Origin of the sequence: Peribacillus aracenensis (assembly GCF_025175645.1) — a bacterium.
In the GTDB taxonomy this organism is placed as follows: domain Bacteria; phylum Bacillota; class Bacilli; order Bacillales; family DSM-1321; genus Peribacillus; species Peribacillus aracenensis.
This window is the reverse complement of record NZ_JANZMJ010000002.1, coordinates 272,212-290,784: the sequence shown is the minus strand read 5'-3', so window position 1 is coordinate 290,784 and position 18,573 is coordinate 272,212. Positions and strand designations below refer to the sequence as shown.

21 protein-coding genes are annotated in these 18,573 nt (G+C 39.5%); 9 read left to right on the top strand and 12 right to left on the bottom strand.

Annotated elements, in window-relative coordinates:
- Positions 1-56: 56 nt before the first annotated feature.
- Positions 57-1,271: a M20 family metallopeptidase gene (locus N0M92_RS04070; protein WP_260284566.1), complete on the top strand. Its 1,215-nt coding sequence runs from the start codon at positions 57-59 to the stop codon at positions 1,269-1,271.
- Between the two features lie 25 nt (positions 1,272-1,296).
- Here the strand turns inward: N0M92_RS04070 and N0M92_RS04065 are convergent, their stop codons facing one another.
- From N0M92_RS04065 to N0M92_RS04055, 3 genes are all read right to left on the bottom strand, one after another.
- Complete coding sequence (locus N0M92_RS04065; RefSeq protein ID WP_260284565.1) at positions 1,297-2,001, bottom strand: EcsC family protein; 705 nt, start codon at positions 1,999-2,001, stop codon at positions 1,297-1,299.
- Between the two features lie 105 nt (positions 2,002-2,106).
- On the bottom strand, positions 2,107-3,315 hold the full coding sequence (locus N0M92_RS04060; protein ID WP_260284564.1) for an ABC transporter permease: 1,209 nt from the start codon (positions 3,313-3,315) through the stop codon (positions 2,107-2,109).
- Positions 3,308-4,051 carry an ABC transporter ATP-binding protein gene (locus N0M92_RS04055; protein ID WP_260284563.1) on the bottom strand — a complete coding sequence of 248 codons (744 nt, stop codon included), beginning with the start codon at positions 4,049-4,051 and terminating at the stop codon, positions 3,308-3,310. The genes N0M92_RS04060 and N0M92_RS04055 overlap by 8 nt, the downstream gene beginning before the upstream one ends.
- Positions 4,052-4,709: 658 nt before the next feature.
- Here N0M92_RS04055 and N0M92_RS04050 point away from each other — a divergent pair.
- The 5 genes from N0M92_RS04050 to N0M92_RS04030 all read left to right on the top strand — a co-directional run bounded on the left by N0M92_RS04050 (position 4,710) and on the right by N0M92_RS04030 (position 8,877).
- Positions 4,710-5,132 carry an HIT family protein gene (locus tag N0M92_RS04050; RefSeq protein ID WP_260284562.1) on the top strand — a complete coding sequence of 141 codons (423 nt, stop codon included), beginning with the start codon at positions 4,710-4,712 and terminating at the stop codon, positions 5,130-5,132.
- Positions 5,133-5,401: 269 nt separating this feature from the next.
- Positions 5,402-6,505 carry a 3-phosphoserine/phosphohydroxythreonine transaminase gene (gene serC / locus N0M92_RS04045; RefSeq protein ID WP_260284561.1) on the top strand — a complete coding sequence of 368 codons (1,104 nt, stop codon included), beginning with the start codon at positions 5,402-5,404 and terminating at the stop codon, positions 6,503-6,505.
- 126 nt (positions 6,506-6,631) lie between these two features.
- Positions 6,632-7,150, top strand: coding sequence for a tryptophan transporter (locus N0M92_RS04040; protein ID WP_076367276.1), 519 nt, complete (start codon positions 6,632-6,634; stop codon positions 7,148-7,150).
- A gap of 596 nt (positions 7,151-7,746) precedes the next feature.
- A complete protein-coding gene (locus N0M92_RS04035) occupies positions 7,747-8,109 on the top strand; it encodes a YtxH domain-containing protein (RefSeq protein WP_260284560.1) in 363 nt (120 codons plus the stop codon).
- Between the two features lie 189 nt (positions 8,110-8,298).
- On the top strand, positions 8,299-8,877 hold the full coding sequence (locus tag N0M92_RS04030) for an HTH-type transcriptional regulator Hpr (RefSeq protein ID WP_034314691.1): 579 nt from the start codon (positions 8,299-8,301) through the stop codon (positions 8,875-8,877).
- Positions 8,878-8,879: 2 nt separating this feature from the next.
- On the opposite strand, the gene N0M92_RS04025 is transcribed toward N0M92_RS04030, so the two are convergent.
- A complete protein-coding gene (locus N0M92_RS04025; protein ID WP_260284559.1) occupies positions 8,880-9,206 on the bottom strand; it encodes a YhaI family protein in 327 nt (108 codons plus the stop codon).
- A gap of 189 nt (positions 9,207-9,395) precedes the next feature.
- Between N0M92_RS04025 and N0M92_RS29405 the strand changes: the two genes are divergently transcribed.
- Together N0M92_RS29405 and N0M92_RS04020 are read left to right on the top strand one after the other, a co-directional pair.
- Positions 9,396-9,980: a DUF3267 domain-containing protein gene (locus N0M92_RS29405; protein ID WP_353618248.1), complete on the top strand. Its 585-nt coding sequence runs from the start codon at positions 9,396-9,398 to the stop codon at positions 9,978-9,980.
- Between the two features lie 108 nt (positions 9,981-10,088).
- Positions 10,089-10,271 carry a hypothetical protein gene (locus N0M92_RS04020; RefSeq protein WP_034314696.1) on the top strand — a complete coding sequence of 61 codons (183 nt, stop codon included), beginning with the start codon at positions 10,089-10,091 and terminating at the stop codon, positions 10,269-10,271.
- A 111-nt stretch (positions 10,272-10,382) separates the two neighbouring features.
- On the opposite strand, the gene N0M92_RS04015 is transcribed toward N0M92_RS04020, so the two are convergent.
- Together N0M92_RS04015 and N0M92_RS04010 are read right to left on the bottom strand one after the other, a co-directional pair.
- Positions 10,383-10,466 carry a YjcZ family sporulation protein gene (locus tag N0M92_RS04015; protein ID WP_034314699.1) on the bottom strand — a complete coding sequence of 28 codons (84 nt, stop codon included), beginning with the start codon at positions 10,464-10,466 and terminating at the stop codon, positions 10,383-10,385.
- Between the two features lie 184 nt (positions 10,467-10,650).
- Positions 10,651-10,734 carry a YjcZ family sporulation protein gene (locus N0M92_RS04010; protein WP_141242671.1) on the bottom strand — a complete coding sequence of 28 codons (84 nt, stop codon included), beginning with the start codon at positions 10,732-10,734 and terminating at the stop codon, positions 10,651-10,653.
- 198 nt (positions 10,735-10,932) lie between these two features.
- On the opposite strand from N0M92_RS04010, the gene N0M92_RS04005 reads away from it, so the two are divergent.
- The gene (locus tag N0M92_RS04005) at positions 10,933-11,799 is read left to right on the top strand and encodes a peptidylprolyl isomerase (RefSeq protein WP_192203636.1); all 867 of its coding nucleotides are present in this window, start codon (positions 10,933-10,935) and stop codon (positions 11,797-11,799) included.
- 56 nt (positions 11,800-11,855) lie between these two features.
- Here N0M92_RS04005 and N0M92_RS04000 read toward each other — a convergent pair whose 3' ends face one another.
- The 6 genes from N0M92_RS04000 to N0M92_RS03975 form a co-directional block, all read right to left on the bottom strand.
- A complete protein-coding gene (locus tag N0M92_RS04000) occupies positions 11,856-12,038 on the bottom strand; it encodes a sporulation YhaL family protein (RefSeq protein WP_370662518.1) in 183 nt (60 codons plus the stop codon).
- 99 nt (positions 12,039-12,137) lie between these two features.
- Complete coding sequence (yhaM, locus tag N0M92_RS03995) at positions 12,138-13,076, bottom strand: 3'-5' exoribonuclease YhaM (RefSeq protein ID WP_260284557.1); 939 nt, start codon at positions 13,074-13,076, stop codon at positions 12,138-12,140.
- 178 nt (positions 13,077-13,254) lie between these two features.
- On the bottom strand, positions 13,255-13,953 hold the full coding sequence (locus tag N0M92_RS03990) for a (2Fe-2S)-binding protein (RefSeq protein ID WP_260284555.1): 699 nt from the start codon (positions 13,951-13,953) through the stop codon (positions 13,255-13,257).
- A complete protein-coding gene (locus tag N0M92_RS03985; protein ID WP_260284553.1) occupies positions 13,946-14,770 on the bottom strand; it encodes an ABC transporter ATP-binding protein in 825 nt (274 codons plus the stop codon). The genes N0M92_RS03990 and N0M92_RS03985 overlap by 8 nt, the downstream gene beginning before the upstream one ends.
- A 320-nt stretch (positions 14,771-15,090) precedes the next feature.
- Positions 15,091-15,498 (bottom strand): hypothetical protein, encoded by a 408-nt coding sequence (locus N0M92_RS03980; protein ID WP_260284552.1) that lies wholly within the window; start codon positions 15,496-15,498, stop codon positions 15,091-15,093.
- A 31-nt stretch (positions 15,499-15,529) separates the two neighbouring features.
- Entirely contained in the window at positions 15,530-18,559 is a 3,030-nt protein-coding gene (locus tag N0M92_RS03975) for an ATP-binding protein (RefSeq protein WP_260284551.1), read from the bottom strand.
- Positions 18,560-18,573 lie beyond the last annotated feature (14 nt).

The window sequence follows — 18,573 nt, the reverse complement described above, 5'->3', positions numbered from 1 at the left end:
ATCTTTCAGAATATGATATACTATTTACAATTAATCCAATCATTAGGAGGCGAAAAATGATACAGCGATTACACGATCTTCTAGATGGTTCATATGAAGAAATGGTTTCCATCAGACGTTATCTCCATCAACATCCCGAACTTTCCTTTCAAGAAACACAAACGGCTTCCTTCATCGCTGGATATTATAAAAAAATGGGAATCGAACACCGGACGAATGTAGGCGGTAATGGTGTTATTGCCAAGATTACAGGCAATAAGCCTGGTAAAACCGTAGCTTTGCGCGCTGATTTCGACGCCTTACCCATTCAGGATGAAAAAGAAGTTCCTTATAAATCTTCCGTACCCGGGGTAATGCATGCGTGTGGACACGATGGCCATACAGCGACACTCCTTGTCCTTGCAAAAAATCTGAATGTTCTGAAGGATGAGCTCGAAGGTGAATATATATTTATCCATCAGCATGCTGAAGAATATGCTCCAGGAGGTGCCAAACCGATGATTGAGGCTGGCTGCCTTGATGGGGTGGATGTAATTTTCGGCACCCATTTATGGGCCACGATCCCTACCGGAACCGTCCAATACGCTTATGGGCCCATTATGGCCGCCGCCGACCGTTTTGAAATCACCATTCAAGGGCAGGGCGGACATGGAGCCCAGCCGCATAAAACCCGTGATGCAATCGTAGTCGGCTCCCAGCTAGTCATGGCCCTACAGCAAATCGTAAGTCGCCGCCTTAACCCAATAGATTCTGCAGTCATTACCGTCGGTTCCTTTGTAGCGGATAATGCCTTCAACGTCATTGCGGATAAGGCTAGAATAATCGGAACCGTCCGCACTTTCAAGGAAGATGTCCGTTCATTCATAAGCGAAAAAATGGAGCGGGTTGTTAAAGGGACCTGCCTAGCTGCCGACTGCACTTATGAATATCAATACTTTCAGGGTTATCCAGCTGTTATTCCACATGTTGAGGAAACTAAATTCCTCATCGAAAGCACTGACTCCGTCAAGGAAGTTTTAATTACAGAGGAATTTGACCCGGATATGACAGGTGAGGATTTTTCTTATTATTTACAAGATGTGAAAGGTACATTCTTCTTTACGGGGGCCAAGCCAAAAAATGAACATACATATCCGCATCATCATCCTTTGTTTGACATCGATGAAAAAGCGATGCTCATTGCAGCCAAGATATTAGGCACTGCAGCTGTAACCTATCACAATAAGAAACAATCATCGCAAAAGGGGAATGAATCTTTATTACGGCAATGAGTAAGGGACGGGTTCTCCCCGTCCCTTACTCTTTTAGAAGTCTGATTCGGTAACAATTGACAGCCGTCTCCCCAAGTTGTTCCAGCAAATGATGGTTGGCATATGCACCGACGGCTGCCCCAAACCCTGGGACTAGCTGGAACATTTTGATGACATCGATGTGGTCGCGATATTCCTGCTGAAATTCTTGCCAGTCTATTTCCGGCCACTTCCCTGATTCCCATTCTTCTATTACCCGTAATGTTTCCAGTTTTTTTTCCTCACTCGAAAATGCCATCTGAAAGATATGGAGTATGAACAGGCGTTCCTCATATTTATTTGGATCAAAACCATATATACGGGATATTTCAAATAATAACTTCATCTTGATGCTAAGCAGTAATGGGAAATCAGCCAATCCAATTAAAAGCCCTGCAGCTCCTGTTCCCGCACCTTCTATAACGGCCGTTTTCCGATAGGCCGTTACAGTTTCCGCAACCCATTCTTCTTTTTGCTGTAATGATAGAAGCACTACATTTTTTTCTTTAGACATATATTTTGAACCTGATAATACGGCCTCAATCATCCCTTTAATACTATCAGTTATCATTTTGTGCACTCGGTCTGGGATATAACTATTCATTTTGATTTGCGCCTTTTTGGACAACCGCTCAAGCTTGCCGGATTTCTTGGCTACTTTCTTTTTCCATGATATTAGTTCCGATAATGCCTTTTGTCCATATTCATCCATCAGTTAACACCTCCGTTAAATATGTATATACCACATATGAGGCTTTTAGTTTCAATTTTCATTTCTTAAAAGAAAAAGCTGATTTTATGAAAAATCAGCTTTTGTTTAAAAGTTTTTAATTTTCTTTGCTGCATAAATTTTAAAACCGAGCAAGAAAACAAGCCCCATTGCCAAGGCGGCTAAAGCGGACATCCATTCCCCTTTCACTAGGAGGATCAAACCGAAGACAAGGTCCTCAAATAATAAGAAATAAGAAATTAGCTTTATGACTGCAGATTCTCTCATTTTTGCTGGCAATGGATACAATGAGACCCATACCTTCCATTCATGTGCCTTCCATACCGGCAGCAGTTGCAGGGCTGTCATGAATAGGAACATGAAGGTTACAATCAAATGTGCCCATATGTTAGTGAATACGCTTAAAATCACTGACCCAATGATAGTCAAGCGAAAACATAGTCCCACATAATCATTCGATCGCAACAGAGTACGGGCATAAAGATAGGTATATGTTGATTTTTCACCATACGGAATGAATGATAATAGCCAGTCCATCCATTTCCTTCTCGCTACCTTTCCTTTCAAATGGGGAACATCAGTAAACATGTTTGCTATTCGATAGAAAGAATTCATCCTCTTGTTTTCCAGCTCCACCAGCCGTTCCCACTTAAGCACAAATCCTTTAGTTGCGCTTCGGTAATACATGTAGAGTCCTAACAATAATAAAAATGTTATAAGTGCAAACAGTATATTTGCCCTCGAACAGATGAAATAAAGAATCACGCCGTTAAGTAAAAAACGGATGAAAGAGTCCCAATGGCTCACTGATGTATCCTGATATTTCAACACCTGCCAGCGCATGGTTAAATTCAAGAACTTCAAAATAAGCAAAACGACAAGGATGATTCCAAGGTCAGTGCCTCCTGCACCCGTGACCCTCGAATACATCGGAATGGATGCAATGAGGACAACCAGAAGAATAAACCCCTGCATGACCCAACTTAATATCAGTGAATTCTTGAAATAGCTACTCAACTTCGTTTCAAGCGGAAGCAGGAATACCGTATCAGGTTCTTTCAAAAAAGTATTAATCGGGCTTCTGGTCACAATGATCGATAAAACAAAGGCCATGATCAATTCAGCAGGGAAATCACTGTCCAATGTCTTCACCCAATCACTGTAATAATAGGCCAAACCACCAAGAACCAATACCATGACAAAAACCAGATGGCCATTAAAAATATAGCGCAGATATTTTTGCGTTTCAGTTATATAGCCTAAATATCTTTCCTTCCAGAGATTTTGACTATTCATGACCGATTTCTTCTTTCGTCAATTGAATATATAAATCATCAAGAGTTGCCCCCGGCATGGAAAATTGTTTGCGAAGCTGCTCAAGATCGCCTTTTGCCCGAATCTCCCCATTATGCAGGATGATGAAAGAATCACAATACCTCTCGGCTGTCGCCAGTATGTGTGTAGACATTAAAATTCCCGCTCCGCTCTCTTTCATTTTCCTCATCAAATCGAGCAGGGATTGAATGCCTAATGGATCAAGACCTACGAAGGGTTCGTCGACGATATATAATGACGGCTGTACTAGAAAGGCGCACATTATCATGACCTTTTGCTTCATTCCTTTTGAGAAATGGGCCGGAAACCATTTAAGCCTTTTTTCCATATGGAATTCCTTTAATAGAACGCCCATCCTTTCCTTATATGTGGCTTCCGCCAAACCATGTGCCATGGCCGTAAGCTTTAAATGCTCCTCAAGTGTAAGCTCATCATACAAGATTGGCGTTTCTGGAACATAAGTGAATTGTTTCCGATATGTATCCGGGTCCTCGGCAAGAGTTTTTCCATGAATCGAGACACTTCCGCCTTTTGGCTCCATAAGTCCGATGATATGTTTAATTGTCGTACTTTTCCCAGCCCCATTGAGCCCAATTAACCCCACTAGCTCATTTGGTTGAATGTCAAAACTTATTCCCTTTAAAACGGGCGTTTTCGTATATCCACCCACTAATTGCTTTATTTCCAATAAGGACATATAAACGATCCTTTCTATATAGAGGTTCTTATTTCCATTTTATCAAATTCTCCTGCTTTTATATAGTCGAGTGTTCCCGGAACTGAATTTCCATAAATAACTAATTATATTTTCCCTGCTTGGTGGTCATCATAAATAAGGAAGAAGGGGTTAGTCATTACGTGTGATTCACATCATATTGTAAATGAGGTGTCAGTTAAAGACGTATTATACTGAAATACCCAAATGTTTTATTACAAATGATTTACATCATATTGTAAATGAGGTGTCAGTTAAAGACGCATAACTGAATTAAACCAGAAGCTTCATTAAAAAAATCGTTTCGAGCAAGGAGATGGTTCTCTTGCACGTAAAAGCAGAAAAATCATTCAATAATTATCAATTATGCTTTGAAAGTTGATGAAACTTTAAAGATATAGGAGATGGTTGCTTTGAATGGAAAATCTCTAATCAGATAATAACCATATTTTACTAAAACGTAGATGAGGTGTTTGTCGCAGAGAATTTATGCTAATGCGAATTTTGAAGCAAAAACCCCTTTTTCAACAGGCAGGGTGCAACTTATGTTGCATCCTGTTTTTATGATTTTTCCTTTTCCCAGGGATTCAAGCTATGGTACGATTAACCAAATACATTAATTTCTAAAGGGGCGTTTTTAATGAGTGATTGCATTTTTTGCAAAATAATCAATGGGGATATCCCAAGTTCCAAAGTTTTCGAAAATGAACATGTATTGGCCTTTCTCGATATCAGTCAAGTAACAAAAGGCCATACGCTGGTGATACCTAAAGTACATAAGGAAAACCTTTATGAGTTGACACCTGAGATTGCCAAGAACCTTTTTGAAGTGGTGCCGGAAATTGCCCGCGCCATGAAGCAGGAATTCCAACCTGTAGGCCTGAACCTTCTAAATAATAACGGTGAAGCCGCAGGACAGTCCGTTTTCCATTTTCATATGCATTTGATTCCTCGGCATGGTGAAGGAGACGGCTTTGGGGCTGTTTGGAAAACGAATACGAGCGACTATACACCAGATGACCTGAAACAAATCGCCGACTCCATTGCACAACATTTACAATGAGACCGTGATGGTCAATGAAGGTTTCTTTTTCCTCTCGTTATAGCTTTTAAAAGGATCGGCAATTGAACGCTAGCTCACGCTGGTTGCATGAAAAACAAAGATCCCGATTTGGTCCTCACTCAAAGTGGAGGACCTTTTTGCATTGGCCCATCATTAAAACGAAATGTCCCCTAAAATTCTAAATTTTCCTCCTATTGAATTTAGTTTTCTGGTAGGATATATGAATAGTCCCAAATACTTTATCGCATAGTCGCATAGGAGGAAAAAAATTGAAACGTGCACGCAATTTTAACGCTGGGCCAGCCGCCCTTCCCTTGGAAGTTTTACAAAGAGCCCAAAACGAGTGGTTGAATATTGAGGATTCAGGTATGTCGGTCATGGAATTAAGCCATAGAAGTTCGGAATTCGAAAAAATTCATAACCATGCCATTCAATCATTAAAAGAACTCTTGGAAATTCCTGAAAATTATGAAGTTCTCCTGCTTCAAGGAGGAGCAAGCCTACAATTTTCCATGATTCCCATGAACATTTTGAATGATGGGAAAAGGGCAGATTATGTCCTAACTGGTTCTTGGTCGGAAAAGGCATTAAAAGAGGCCAAAAAGGTTGGTGAAACGGCTGTTGTCGCTTCATCCAAAGATGAAAAATATACGTTCATCCCTAAAGTCGAAGACATCCAATTGAATGATGATGCTGCATACCTTCATATCACAAGCAATAATACGATTTACGGAACGCAATGGAAGGACTTCCCGGAAACAGGCGGCATTCCTTTAGTAGCTGATATGTCAAGTGATATTCTCAGTAAAAAAATTGATGTTAGTAAATTCGGCATCATCTATGCGGGTGCACAAAAGAATCTGGGGCCATCGGGAATCACGGTCGTTATCATCCGTAAAGATTTAATTACGGATAATGACAAAATCCCATCCATGATGAACTATTCTATCTATTCGAAAAATAACTCTTTATACAACACGCCTCCGACATTGGCCATTTACTTATTGTCCCTTGTGTTGGATTGGGCAAAAGAACAGGGCGGCGTTGAAAAGATTGCTGAAGTCAATGATGAAAAAGCAAAAGTCATTTATGATGCCATTGACGGCAGCGATGGTTTTTATAAAGGCCATGCCCTACCGGACAGCCGTTCATTAATGAATGTGACGTTCACGCTTCCGTCAGAAGAAGCGGAAGTACAATTCCTTAAAGAGGCAAAGCAAGCCGGATTCGTAGGACTGAACGGTCACCGTTCCATCGGTGGCTGCAGAGCATCCATCTATAATGCTGTCCCTCTATCCCATTGCCAGGACCTTGCGGATTTCATGAAGAAATTCCAGGAATCGTATAAAGCGAAGGAAGCTCAAATCCTTTAATTCAAACAAATATAACTTCTAAAAAAATAGGTCTTATGATATACTATTTTAAACTTCTTGCAACAGGCAATAGTGCATTGTTGAAGAAAAGATGTTAGTTGAGATGAGAATAGGAGAGATGAGTAAATGAAAACGAAAACCCTTGTGTCACTGTCCCTATTAATCGGGATTGGGGCTGCCCTGCATTTTATCGTACCTGGATTCTTCCTTGGAATGAAACCGGATATGATGCTGTTGATGATGTTTTTGGCGATTACCCTGTTTCCCGCGAAGAAGAATGTTTTCATTGTCGCCCTGGCTGCTGGAGCCATCTCTGCCATGACGACTACATTTCCTGGTGGACAGATTCCAAATATCATAGACAAATTGGCAACAGCCTTTCTGTTTTACCTTTTATTCATCAGTCTTAAGAAGTTTTCAACATCCGTTGTCACCGTTAGTATCTTGACTGCCGTAGGAACAATGATTTCCGGCGCTGTCTTCCTTGGTTCGGCTTATTATATCGTTTCCCTTCCAGGGCCTTTCGTTGCACTTTTCGGCGCTGTTGTACTTCCTGCCGTACTGTTAAATACAGTTGCGATGGTCATCATTTATCCAATTGTGAACGGCATCGTAAGAAAATCAAATATACCCATTAATGCTTAAGCAGCAGGATCATCATACCTAAAAAGGCACCGGAATATCCGGTGCTTTTTTTCCAATCTTATGAATCTGGAACTCTAGTCAGAATCATCCTTCATCGGTCAGTGAATCAATATCCACATAAACCAAATGAAAAGCAGTAAAACCCCGGGGAGGCCCATAGCGAAGGCTCTGGCCTGGAGCACCCTCTTAGGCGGATAGATGCCAGGAGTTTTAGCTCGCCTTAGAAAATACCCCATTCCGCACATGCATACCAGACCTAATAAAAAAATGATTTTCATTCTTTACCCACCAGTGCCATCCATGTTCCGACAGCTTGTTTTTTATTATCTATATGCTGCTCTTCCCTTTATATGAAGCATTATTATTAAAGCTTCAAGTTATTTTTAAATATTATATATTTACTCTCTAAGTTTAAAAAAATATTTTTGTGATATAAAGATAAAATGGTCGATACTCTTCCATAAGGATGAAAATTATGGTATTTTGATATCAATAGTATTTCTCTCCCTATTTATCATAATTTCCAATTGATGCTTTTTTCAGCAGGGATTCAGACCATGGAAAGCGAAAACATAATATAAAATGAGGTGATCCTAATGAAAGCAAAATCATTACTAATTGGCTTTTTGACCGGAACAGTAGTAGCTGGTGCGGCAACCTTACTTTCAACACCAAGTTCAGGTAAAGACCTACGGACCCGCATCAAAACGAATACCGAAGATATTAAGAATACAATTGATGAGTTAAAGGTAAAAATGCTAAATATTAAAGATGAGACGATGGAAGCTTCACAAATCAGCAAAGAAACGGTAAAAACGTTCATTTCGGATGTTCAGGTCGTCATCGAGAACTGGAAGCGGGAAATCGAACCCAATAAAAATGAATTATTGAAGAACGTTCAAGAAATTGAGAATTCATTGAAAGAATTGGAAGCGGCCACCCCTTCTTCAAAAAATTAATAGCTGACATCGTCACAAAATCTTGATTCTCCATTTTTCCCAATAAATTACATGGTTTATTGAGGAAGAATGGAGAATTCATTAAAAAACTAAAATTTTCTAAAAATTTCGCAAATATTTTTCTTTATTAATTTTTATTTTATTGTCATAATAAATATATAGAATCTTATAAGTAGGTGAGCCCATAATATGCAGAATAAAAATTATTCTATGAAAGAAGCAATGATTTTTAGTCAACGAATTGCACAATTAAGCAAAGCATTATGGAAATCGATTGAAAAAGATTGGCAGCAATGGATCAAGCCCTATGATTTAAATATCAATGAGCATCATATTCTTTGGATTGCCTACCATCTTAATGGCTCTTCCATTTCTGATGTTGCAAAATTTGGGGTCATGCATGTTTCTACGGCATTTAACTTTTCAAAAAAATTAGAGGAACGCGGATACTTAACATTTTCCAAAAAAGAAAATGACAAGAGGAATACGTATATAGAGATCACAGCAGAAGGTGAAAAAATCCTTCTTGATTTAATGGAGACATACGACCCAAGCAAGAACTCTGCTTTCTCAGGTGCACTTCCACTGCGTGAACTTTATGGCAAGTTTCCCGATATGATTGAAATGATGGCCATTATCCGTAATATCTACGGTGAAGATTTCATGCAAATCTTTGAACGGTCCTTCGATAATATTGATCAGGAGTTTACTGACGTGGAGGGTAAAATCACAAAAAAAAAGATAGAGAAAGAAACTGAACCAGTTTAATCTCATACTCTATCCATTTCCCTCATGAATGATACATATAAACCTTGTGAGAGGCATGCATCAACGCATTCCTTTATGGTTATTTTTGAATTGACATTTCTTTCAAATTGATTAAAAAGCGGTCGAAAGTTCATATACCCTTCCGCTTTTTCTATTTCATAGCGTTTGCTCAAGGTATCACATGTTTCCAATAATTCTTCCGCTTCCTTCATCGTGAAATTTTTTTCCACAAATAGATAGTCCAACTTGGCCTCCGGATTGCGTATCAGGTTTAATAAAAGCCGTTGATGAAAACGGAGTATTTCTATTTCTTCATTTATATTATTCATACACCACTTATCCCCAATCGATCATTCAATTTATTATAAAAAGGCATATGACCCAATTATTGATTTTTCATACTCAGGAATCCGTCAGATCCCTGGTTCAAAACCTAGCCTTTAACGCCCTTAGCTTGCCAACACACTATCTTAAAGTTAATCCAAGAATTTCATTGCTTTTTCCATCCATTCATCGTAATGTATGTAAGTATATTAAAACAGCTTTGGAGGGCTGATTTCGAAATGAATTCGTGGAAAACAATTGACGTGGCAAAACAATATGGCAGTTGCCGTCTGATCTTTTTTGCAGTTTTTACTATATTGTTGTCTTTTGTTCTGATCTATACATTATTAAGTGTCTTTTTAACTCATGTTATTTTGTATGGCGATCAAACAATGGTATTTTTTAGCCTATTGCTCTTATTATATCCTGTTCACAAACTATTACACTATTTACCTTTACGATTATTATGTAAAAAAGTAAAAACTTCTTGGTCCTTGAAGTGGAACCTTGTGCTTACATGCAAAGTCAATGTACATGTTCCGATTCGAAAGCATCTTTATCTTTTGACCCTTGTGCTGCCTTTCGTCATTATGTCTGTCATATTGATTGGTTGTGCCCTTAGTTTTCCACATTACATTCATTATTTCACTATTTTATTATCCCTGCACACCGGATTATGCGTATCGGATTTTATTTATATAAAAAACCTGATTGGTTCCCCAAGACATTCTTTTATCGAGGAACATCTCGAAGGATACGATATACTTATTCAAAAGTGATTTCTTATTCATTCATAATGATGTCCAATAAGATTTTTATGTATCTTTTTTCATTATAATTTGGTATCGTATTTATACATGAAGTTTTGCAAGGAGGGATTTTAGGTTTTGATCTCGTTCTGGTTTATTATTTTTGCTATTTTGATCCTTTATAATATTAATAGAATGACAAACTCTTTATGCATTCAAAAGGAAATTGCTGAAGACCGGCAGCCTAAAGTATTCAGGACCATTAATGTATTAATTACTATTATGTTATTATCCTCCTATATTGAAATTTTGTATACGTAGAGATGAGCAACAAATGATGGCCATCATTTGTTACATACATTGGTGATATCCGGGGCATTATCCACATAAAGAAAAAGGGCGAAGCAACAGCTTCGCCTTTTGTTTATGAGTTTATAACCAAGAAGCCCCAATGATGACTAACAGGATGAAAAGAACGACAATTAGAGCAAAGCCTCCACCTATTCCTCCAGACATTGATCTTCCTCCTTTCCATTCTTAAGTAATTGTAATTTCATGCACACCCTTAAAATCCGCCAAAAGGAATCCATTCCTTTCTAAGCTTGATATTCACTTCGTCTTTATGTTGAGCGGCTACCATATCCTATTCAACTCCATGACAAAAGGAGTGGGCTCTTTCCATTATTAATTATGCAGCCGATTAGAAACAGGCTGATCCTACAATTATTAATAATATGAATAACACCACTAACAAAGCGAATCCTCCGTTAAATCCATTACCCATTTTCCTACCCCCTTTTGTTGTCCTCGATTTATCATATGTAATGGTTTATTATGTGGGTAGGCGTTCACCCATTTGCGAAAAAATCTTATTCATACACCAATATATTATTTTTTGTAAAGTAACCAGAATATGTTATAGTTAATTTTGTGGAAATACGAAAAATAGCAAATCAGAAACTTAAAACTAGGAGTTGTTTTTATGAAGAAGTGGGCATTATCGATTGCTGTAACTGCAGGGCTGATCGGACTTACAGCATGCAACAGCGACAAGGAAGCAGTCGTGGAAACTAAAGCGGGGGATATAACTAAAGAGGAATTTTACAATGTAATGAAAGACCGTTATGGTGAAACCGTTCTTCAGGAACTTGTTTATGAAAAAGTTCTCTCTGAAAAATATACAGTAACTGATAAAGAAGTTAAAGCTAAAACGGACGAACTTAAAGAGCAAATGGGTGAAAATTTCGAAACGGCCCTGGCCTCTTCCGGATATAAGAGCGAAGATGATCTTAAACGCGCACTTAAAATCGGCATGCTTCAAGAAAAAGCAGCCGTTGCCGATATAAAAGTTAAAGAAGCTGATGTGAAAAAAGCTTATGAAGATTATAAACCACAAATCAAAGCGAGACATATTCTAGTGAAAGACCAAAAAACAGCCAACGAAGTTAAAGCTAAATTGGACAAAGGCGAAGATTTCGCTAAACTTGCAAAAGAATATTCAACAGACACAGGCACAGCTGAAAAAGGCGGCGAGCTAGGCTGGTTCGGACAAGGTGAAATGGTTCCTGCATTTGAAGAACAAGCTTACAAAATGAAGAAAGATGAAATCAGCAAGCCGATTAAATCCGATTATGGCTACCACATCATCCAACTTCTTGATACAAAAGAAAAGAAACCATACAAAGATATGAAAAAAGATCTTGAATATGATTTGAAAGTCGCTCAAATTGACCAAACTAAAGTTCAGGATATTTTGAATTCAGAAGTCAAAAAAGCGGACGTGAAGATTAAAGATAAAGATCTGAAAGATGCCATCACTTCTGGTGACGCAACCAAGGCTGAAAAATAATTGGATAATAAAAAGCGACAGGCCTTTGGCCTGTCGCTTTTTTCTCATCACTCAAGCTATGCTCCCTGATTTATATCCTTTTTACGCCTCTCACGCTCTTCTTCCATACGTTCAATGTACTTCTGACCTTCCTTCTCAATCCATGCATCATCTATCAGGCGTTCCTGCCTGGCTGTCCAAATTGCCATGACTGCACTGACGATTATTCCAATAAACACGAACCAGATCCAAATTGGCATGTCCATTCCCTCCCAAAAAATCTACTATTCATTTACTAGAGAATATGCGTGAACAAAAAAAATATGCTTCTTTCTCCATCGAGAAAGAAACATATTTCATTAAAATGTTGGTTTATAGAATGAACGATTATCGAGCGCAAAGACTCTTTCCGTAAATTCACCCGGTTTCACTTTTTCTAATGCCCGGTCCATCATATTTATCTTGGCATCCATATTATCAATATAATGCAGCACTTCCGCTTCCCTCACCATTGGCGGTTTTGGACTGCCCCATTCCGCTTTACCATGGTGACTTAATATCAAGTGCTTGAGAATCATGATTTCTTCCGCTTCAATGCCCAATTCCTCTGCAGCTTTACCGACTTCATTTACCATGATGGTGATATGCCCCAACAAGTTCCCCTCCACTGTATAAACAGTCGAAACAGGTCCAGATAGCTCATGTACCTTTCCAAGGTCATGGAGAATGACTCCGGCGTATAATAGATCCTTATTGAGGGAAGGATATAGGGTTGAAATGGCCTTAGCCAGCCCTAGCATCGATACAACGTGATAGGCCAGACCCGACATATACTCATGATGGTTCTTGGTGGCAGCAGGAAACGTCAGGAATTCATTCTGATATTTTTTTATAAGATGCCTAGTCACCCTTTGGATATTCGGGTTCCTCATTTCAAAAATGAATTGAGTGATGGTTTCCATCATTTCTTCCTGACTTATAGGGGCCGTTTGAATTAAATCGGCTTTTGTTACCCCATCAGCGTCTGAAGTAATTCTGATATTACGGATTTTCAATTGGCTGCGTCCTCGATAATTCTGGACTTCCCCTTGAACTTTCACCGTAGCTTCCGCACTGTATGTTTTCTCGTCAGCCTCGGAAACATCCCATAACTTTGCCTCGATCTCCCCGGTTTTATCGCACAAAATCAATGTTAAAAATGGCTTTCCGTTACTTGCCACCGCTTTTGTACTCGTTTTAATGTACATATATATATCTACTACTTCACCAATTCCGTAGTGTATGATCCCATTTCCCATGCGACTGCCTCCGTTCAATTAAATATCAACATTATAACATACCAATCTCGTTAGTGCGTTTAGTTTTCGTTAATAAGTGATAGACAATGGACAAGAAAAAGCCTAAGCTGACCGTCTCTTATCACTCCACAAGAAAACCAGGCTTGACCCCAAGCCTGGCTCTCCAATCAAATCTATTTCAACAGTTATTATTCGGACAATACGCACATTTTTCCTGGCCTTCAATTCGGTAATATAAACAGCATGTCACCCGTTTATAAGGATTCATGGACGCAGGAACACTTTTTTCCCCAATGAACCGTTTAAAGGGCGAATGCGTTTCAATATTCAGCCATACTTCATCTTCAAGCAGTATTTCAATGTCCTTTTCAACCCGCATCTTTATATCTGCCTGCTTCAATAACTCACTATACATCCATACCGTATAACTCCAAATATTTTCCCAGAGTACTAGCTTCGATATTTTAGCAGTTCCGGAAAAGAAGCGAATGGCATCGGCACCAAAGCTTCTTAATATGGAATGGAGGGCAGATGGGCTTTCTTTTTCCGTGACATTGCTCCACCTGTTAGTTTTCATCAAAAAACTCGGGAGCCAATGTTCATCTTCTGGATCATCCAAAACTCCAATTTCCTGAAGTGAGCCTTTCCAGATAAGCCGATGTTTGCTGAACATGTAAAATTGTGCAGTGACAAAAAAAGCATAGCGTCTGAACCACATTGAAATGGCTATCCTTGATGTTTCAGCACCAGTCCGGGCTTGTGCATACTGAATAAGCTCATCAGCATGATTGAAGGTCTTGGAAACTTTTGCTTCATCTCGAAAGGAAATGCGATATCCCTGCAGCTCTTTTTCAATAGCAGGTGGTAGGTTATGCATGGGCCAGCGCTTTTACCTGACTTCGGGCGTAGCGGCCTTTACCAAATGGGACACACATGGGACTGCCGAAAATCGGATCAAAAGAAATTTGACATTCCATGCAGAATACATGCTGTACCAATTCAGGCGTGATGATATCCTCTGGCCGGCCTTGAGCATGTATCGCCCCATCTTTAAGTGCCACCAGATTATCCGCATAACGGCAAGCTAAATTCAAATCATGAAGCACCATCACGATCGTTCGGTTCTCAGACTCATTTAAGTCGAACAATAAGTCCAAAATCTCGATTTGATGGGTCATATCAAGATATGTAGTCGGTTCATCCAACAAAATGACGTCCGTATCCTGAGCCAGCGTCATTGCTATCCATGCCCGTTGCTTCTGGCCTCCCGATAATTCATCGACTGCCTGATCCTTTAAATCGGTCAGGTTCGTCGCTTCAATCGCCTTTTGAACTTTTTCTTCATCCACGGAACTCCACTGTTTCAACCAGCTTTGATAAGGATACCTTCCTTGTTTAACAAGTTGATAGACTGTAAGTCCCTCAGGAGCAACCGGGGATTGTGGAAGAATCGCCATCTTTCTTGCTACATCCTTCGATGACATGGTCGAAATCGCTTTGCCTTCGAGCAAAACTGAGCCGGATTGAGGTTTTAACAATCGGGCAACCGACCTTAGCAGTGTTGATTTCCCACATCCATTAGCACCGATGAATACGGTGATCTCCCCTTTGGGTATTTCTATATTCATATCATTTATAATTAATTTTTCACCATAACCGAGCGATAAAGACTGTGTGTTAATAGCTGGTCGCATTAAAATACTCCCCTTTTAGTCTAATAATACTAGTTTAATGAAAATGATTCTCAATGTCAATCTTTTAAAAAATATAAACCAAAAAATCCATCCATGTCCCATTCCTCTTAAACGATTCATTACAGTGAATACCCCTTTAAAGATATGAAGTTTCCTTTGGAAACATTAATGTAAAAAAGCACATTATATTAACTTTCCATATCATTTACCACTTTCTGCAGCTTCCGAACTAATCAATAGTCCATTCTCCCCCTCGGCGCAAACCCTATCGGAATTTCCATTTAGCGGAAAACAAAAAAGCCCTCCATATGGAGAGCCTTTTAACCGACCCGCAGGCGATTTGTACAATGTTCCAGAGATTCATCCCTAATGAAGGTAAATAAATCCTGAAATGCGAAAGGAATTAATCCTTCTGCAATATTCCATGCATTGACCTCTATTTGATAAAGGATTTCTGATTTTCCTGTAGTGTATAGCTCCTCACTAAGCACAGCAAGGTCGGGATCCAATGCGTGGCCCAACTCATGTGTGAGGATCACCCATGAATATTCCTCAAGCCTTGCAAGCGAGCCTAAGGAGCGTTCACACTGAATTTCGATATCTCTCTCATATAAAGTGATGCTATGTCCTTTGGCAGAATATTTTCCCCCAACACATCGTTCACCAGGAAACTCCTTTTCGATTATTAGCTCCAAAGAAGAATCATGGAGGCTTACAAACTCATTCATTTTCAATGACTTCACTCTCTTTATTTATAGTTTATAACCCATTATATTTCGGGATGAACAAATCATTCATATCTTGGCGCAATACGGGGCTGGATAGACGAATCACTTGGTTTTCGCTAAAGTACTCCATTATATATCGGTGACAAGTAAAAAATAAAATTTGCCGTTTTTCCGAAACCTTTTCCAATAACTTGAGCATCCGTTTTGTCCTTTCCGCATCAAAATTGACGAAACTATCATCAATGATGAGAGGGAATGAATCATTTTCAAAAGTATGATCAGCAAGTGCGAGCCTTAGGGAAACATAAATTTGCTCTGCTGTCCCGCGGCTGACCTCTTCAACCCTGAAACTCAAACCATCACTGCGCTGTACCCAAATGCCTTCTCCCGACTGATCAAGGATGATTTTATGATAGCTTCCATTCGTTAAAAAGGAAAAATGCCGCTCTGCATCAGCGATGACCTTCGGCAGGCGTTCCCTTTTATATCGGTCCAAGGTTTTATTCAATAAGCTTTTGGCTATTGCCAATTTCGCCCATTCCTTCGCCTCTTCGTTAAATGCAGCTTTTTCTTCATAAAAACGATGAAGTAAGTCATCGTAAATCCCTGAAACTTCAAGCTGTTTTATCTTATGCTTCGCATCCGCCTGTTTCTCTAATAAATGTGATTTCACCTTTACAGAATCCTTACGTTTTTCTTCTAAATTTTCAAATGTATACGTGTTGATCCCCTGTTTTAAGTAAGTTTGGATTTGTTCAGGAAGCATTCTGGATTGCCCAATTTGAATGGTGATCAAATCAAGCTGTTTTCGTAAAGCAATTTTCTTTTCGGACAATGCAGCGTCTTGCCTGAACTGTTCCTCGTCCTTGACCTTCGCTAACTTAAAAAGCATTTCCATTTCTGAATCAAGATAGCCTTTTTCCATCGTCAACTGCTCGATTTCGTTCGTCAAATGACTCCGTTCCTGCATCCATTGTATTAGTTGAACGGAGAATTCAACCGCTTTATTCATTTCTCGTTTCAATAGGCCAATCGCTTCCCGCCATGTGGATGGTTCAAGATCAAGGCAGTGTGCAAAATGAAATAAAGCCTTCGATTTACCCTCAAATTCTGCATGCAGAAAATTGTGCATCTTGATGGCTTCATATTTCCTATCAACGGCTTCCTTCCATTTCTCAAGAAGTTCAAATACAGATTCAAGATTGATTTCCATTCCCGGATAAGACAGGCCCCAACCGCTTAAGATGCTTCTTACTTCTTTATCCAATCGGTCCCTGCTAGCTTCCCAAGTAGCATATTCCTGAATGGTCGATTCAAAAGCTTCCTCCCTTTCTTCATATTTAAACATTTCACTTTCAAACCGCCTTTGAAGACGTTGGTCCATTTCAAGCAACCTACCCATCGACTCTCCATCACTCACTCGATTGGTTTCACTGCCAATTGCAGCCCTTTTCCTTTTCATCTCATCCAATTGCCTGATATATCCGGACAATATATCATCACCTTTAAAGAGATGCCTGGAAACCGCAAACAGAACAGCCATGGCTAGAAGTATAATCCCCAACAAAATCTGTTCACTGAAATAACTTCCGATTGCACCTAAACAAAGAAGTACTATTAAACTGCCATTCATGATAAGTGAACGCTTGCGATTATGCGCTTCCTTCTTCCTCTGTAAAGCCAATTGCTTTTCAAGCTCGAGTATTTGTTCATCAAGGATAAGGGATTGTGCCGCTTCAAATTCAATGTTATTCTGCTTGTTGTATAAGGACTCCAGCTCGATTCTTTTTTCATCTGGCAGTAACTGGGCCTTTATCTCCTTCAAGCGGGATTCTGTAGTTTCCAGACTATCCTTTTGCAGTCCATATTTCTCGTCAAGCTGTTTTTTATCATTTTGGAGTTGATGCTTTTCCCTCTCAGCCCTTTTCACCTTTTCCTTCATGAATGTACTGATATCCAGTTTTCTTATTTCACCATCAGAAACATCCAAGAATAATTCCTGCTTCACCTTTTCAATATTCTTTTCTTCCAGCAGCCTTTCGTGTTCCGCTTTTCTTATATCCAGCTCAAGCTTCTCCAGCAATGTTCCTTGATCGATTGCATGTTCAATTTGCTCTTTATGCTCCTTGATGAACGGATTGATTTCCAGTTCCGTTAGTTTCACCTCAAGTTTTTCCATTTTCTCAGTCAATGCCGCAAGTTGGGCTTTCATGGGCATTCCAACTGCCTGAAACTGTTCAAGTCTTTTTAAGCCATCAACAGGAAAACTTACATCCGGAATTTCACTTATTTCTGTTTCAAGTTCCCGCTGTTCTTCAACCAAGGGTTTAATTCGCAAAAAAGTGCTCAAGTTAACAAGGTTTTCTTCAATCTCTTGAATATCTAACGTGACTTTAGAAAGCTCCTCCTTAAGTTTCGCTTCTTCCTGAAGTAATGCCGTATATGACTGCTGCTCTTCTTCCGATGCTTTCACCTTTTTCTGCAATTCCTTAAGTTCTTTCAATCTCACATTCAGTAAAGGTTTTTGGCCTGAAGGCTTGAACCTTAAATCGAGCTCCTTTTGCAATTTCGTTTCGGCTTCAAGAAGTTTATCATTCCCAATCAGCCCAGCTGAAAGCAGATATTTGCTCATGGTCCCTTCACTTAATGTATGTAATCCCTGCAGACCTTGAAGGTCGAAAGAAAAAATGGCCTGGTAATAGTTTTTATCAACGCCATGGAGAATCTCATTCAATTCTTCCTCGCCGCCGACCCTTCCATCCTCGAAGGTCAACTTTACATCACCAGCAGCCTTTCCCTTCACACGCTCGATGACGATTTCCCCATCACTTTTTGTTATGAGACTGAGCCTCCCCCCATATTTAGCATGCATTTTGGGCTCGTAACGCGGTTCGTTTTGAACCTTTGTCGGAAAACCAAACAGAATACTATGAATGAAGGACATGATGGTTGACTTGCCCGATTCATTTTCCCCAAAGAAAACCTGCAGCTGTCCCAATTCAGGAAAACGCTGATTTTCCAGTTTGCCGTAACCATAAACATGGAGGTCTTTAATAATCAAATCCGTTCCTCCTT